Raw genomic sequence first — 3,074 nt, forward strand, 5'->3', positions numbered from 1 at the left:
CACCTCTAAATTTAATTGTTTTCAGCATTAGCCCTGAATTTAGCGACAGGATCAAAATCCATTCCTTCAGCTGTGATATCCTCATTATTATCTTCAATAATTTCAGCTTCTTCGTAATCGTTAATAGGAGTAGGATCAAGATTAATATTGGTATTAATTTCTTCTTGTTCATACATACCGCTTAAATCTTCAATAAATGCCTCTCTTAAAGCTTGTGCTTTAGCGACTTTAGTAATCATGGTAACAGGTTTATTAGCCCAGTTAGTATTAGGAGTTCCGTCTTTTTTTCTTCCGATATACTCATCAATATTAACTTCAACAGTAACAGGATTCTCCCAGTCTTTTCGGTAAACAGTACACCATGCTCCAACAACTTCTTCTCTGTCTTTTAAGTAAATAGTCCCTTCTCTCTTTTTTAGTTCTCCAGTTTCATTGATTACAACATATATTCCAACCTTTTTACCATCATAGTTTTTATTTTGAATAGCTCTTTTTTCAAGTGCATCTCTTGCAACAACAGTGGCAGCAGGTTCACTTCCATATTTGATTAAGAAAACCTCTTTAACAAAAGGATTCAGCTGTCTTGCTTTACACATATGCATAAAGTACATGATTTCCTGATCAGTGACATTACCCTGACCATTAACCAGATATTTTTTTACAATAGCCGGACTAAGTTTAACCTCAATATTTCCAACATTAAATTTCATCAATTGATCATTTTTATTATTACTTGTATTTTTAACAACGCCCATATTTATCTCTCCTCTAAATAAAATTTTATATTATTATTTTGACAGTACTTGATAAGACCGTCAGTCACTGATTCAGATAGTTCGTTAACCTGAATAAAAATGTATGCTTGTTTTTTCTCTTTAGTAATAGGGGCAGATGTAGAGTAACTGCCACAGTATGTATTTTTGGTTTCAGACTGTGCTTTTAATTTTACCTCAGTTTCCTTAATTGCTTTTTCTTCTGCCTCTTTGACAGCCCTTTGTTTATCTTCTTCAGCTTTTTTTCTCATTTTATCTTCAGTGTCTATAATGTCTTTTTCTTTTTCAGAAATATATCCAAGGATATGTTCCTGCTTCTCACCAAACATATGGATAATATCCTCAATTTTTATCTTATTTTCAATATTTTTATTTACACCCTTAAGTACTAAGTCAATACTATTATATTTAGAATTTAGGCTGTTTATTTGCTCCTGAATGTCAGACTCAATGGTGTTCATTTTGCAACCTTTGGTTTCCCATTTATCAGAATCCTCAATAAACTGTTCAAGGTCTTTATTGGCAAGAGATTTTACGAGTACTTTTTTAAGTTCCTTAATTTCTTTCCATTTAAGGTCGATTCTTTTCTGGTCAGCCAGTTTTTCTAAATCATGTAAGTGTTTTCTGACAGCTTCCAGTCTATTTACATATGAACTAAGGTCGTCATTATATACTTTAGATTCAGATTCAAGATAACTTTTAAGGTCTTTTCTAAAATTATCAATCTGAGTTTTTGAGTTTGATATATCCTTTCGAAGAGTAGTGATATTTTGAATATCAGAATCCTCATCCAAGATAATATTTTTATATTCTTCAATTTCAAGTGTAGTTTGCTCTAAAAGTTCCCAGTCTAATAAATCAGGGCTAATTTTAGCAGGAGTAATAAGTTCCTTATTAAAAGCAAGAACCAATTGTCCTGTATTTTTATTTTCTTCCATGTTTTCCTCCAATTCCAATAGGATATTCTTTAATATATGGCGGTTCAATGTCATTAGTGACATAAGACCAGAATTCTATTTCTTTTTGTTTAAGTTCCTCTATCCTGTTCATCCATTCATTTTTATATATGGTGTATGTTTTGAGCTGTTTATTAAGGTCAAATGTATCAGAGTTATCCTCAAAACATCTAAATCTGATATCAGCAACTAATACGGCAAAGTCATAGTTAGTAACAAGGAAGTAATGGAGTACCTGATATAGGTAATTTTCCGGAATGGTGTCGTTATTTTCCTCATCCTTCCAAAGCTTTTTGTAGATTGAATATTGGTGAATGGTAGTGGTTTTAATTTCAAGTATACCGATATTACCATTAGGTAGAATAATTTCACCGTCTAAGGAAGCTCTGATAAAATCATATTTAGGATGTACATAGAGCTCTTTAACTTCTTTGATTTGTTTATCAGGATTATCAATGGCATACAGCTGTCTGATAATGGGTTCAAGTTTATGTCCTCTTTCCATAGCGGAATTAGTTTCATTGGGCTTAGTAACTTTACCGGATTTTTCAAGCCATAAATCAACAATATTTTTATTTCCATATTGTTCTATATCCATAAGTAATCCAGCATCACTGCCACCGATTCCCTGTTTTCTTAAATTAAGCCATTCATCATGAGTGGAGTATAGGATTTTCTTAAACATATAAAGTTCTCCTTGCTTTATTAAAAATATTTTTCAGGCTTTTCAGCATATCTAATTATCCATACTTTATTTCTACGCACAAATTCTCTTTCTCTTTCTCTTTCTTTTTTATCTGTACGACGGGATTGAAAAAACTCTACAATCTTCTTTAACATGGTTATATTCCTCCTTATTTAATTCAATATTATATTTTTTACCAAATTTCTTATTTTTAATTTTTCTTTCTATTGTCTTTTTGCTTATAAATTTAAAGTCTATTTTCATATATTCTCCTCCTTGTTATTTATTAAAAAAATTGTTATAATATTTTTGTTAATTCATTCATTAACTAAAAATTTTCTTTGTGAGAGACCTTGAGAGACGGTCTCTTTTTTAGGTATTGACAAAATAAAAATTTTGAATATAATATAGTTACAACTGCTAAGACGCTTAAAATTATATTACTTTGTAAATATTTTGAATGTTTTGTCTGAGAGGCACCCCTATGCCTCTCTTTAAATTGAAGTCTTTAATTTTTCATAATATGTTGATATAATATGTATAAGAAACTTTTTTCTTGCCGGAGAGGTGTAATAGCCTCTCTTTTTTTATGGATTTTCATGATATAAATCAATCATAATCTGGTCTTCATCCGGAAAAGTATCTAAAATATGAGATTCC

The 3,074-nt window shown here is 30.6% G+C and carries 4 protein-coding genes; all 4 read right to left on the reverse strand.

The window, feature by feature from the left end; genetic code table 11:
• Nucleotides 1–11: 11 nt before the first annotated feature.
• From bet to NK213_RS20545, 4 genes are read right to left on the reverse strand one after another with little or no spacing between them, the layout of a single operon-like run.
• The gene (gene bet / locus NK213_RS19440) at nucleotides 12–755 is read right to left on the reverse strand and encodes a phage recombination protein Bet (RefSeq protein ID WP_253352413.1); all 744 of its coding nucleotides are present in this window, start codon (nucleotides 753–755) and stop codon (nucleotides 12–14) included.
• 2 nt (nucleotides 756–757) lie between these two features.
• Entirely contained in the window at nucleotides 758–1,711 is a 954-nt protein-coding gene (locus tag NK213_RS19445; RefSeq protein ID WP_253352415.1) for a hypothetical protein, read from the reverse strand.
• Complete coding sequence (locus tag NK213_RS19450) at nucleotides 1,698–2,414, reverse strand: YqaJ viral recombinase family protein (protein ID WP_253352417.1); 717 nt, start codon at nucleotides 2,412–2,414, stop codon at nucleotides 1,698–1,700. The genes NK213_RS19445 and NK213_RS19450 overlap by 14 nt, the downstream gene beginning before the upstream one ends.
• Before the next feature lie 20 nt (nucleotides 2,415–2,434).
• Nucleotides 2,435–2,569, reverse strand: coding sequence for a hypothetical protein (locus NK213_RS20545; RefSeq protein WP_256478844.1), 135 nt, complete (start codon nucleotides 2,567–2,569; stop codon nucleotides 2,435–2,437).
• Nucleotides 2,570–3,074 lie beyond the last annotated feature (505 nt).

It is taken from the genome of Sebaldella sp. S0638 (assembly GCF_024158605.1).
GTDB lineage: Bacteria > Fusobacteriota > Fusobacteriia > Fusobacteriales > Leptotrichiaceae > Sebaldella.

Coding starts and splice junctions, on each gene's coding strand:
- bet (WP_253352413.1), bottom strand. CDS start 755: ATGGGCGTTGTTAAAAATACAAGTAATAATAAAAATGATCAATTGATG.
- NK213_RS19445 (WP_253352415.1), bottom strand. CDS start 1,711: ATGGAAGAAAATAAAAATACAGGACAATTGGTTCTTGCTTTTAATAAG.
- NK213_RS19450 (WP_253352417.1), bottom strand. CDS start 2,414: ATGTTTAAGAAAATCCTATACTCCACTCATGATGAATGGCTTAATTTA.
- NK213_RS20545 (WP_256478844.1), bottom strand. CDS start 2,569: ATGTTAAAGAAGATTGTAGAGTTTTTTCAATCCCGTCGTACAGATAAA.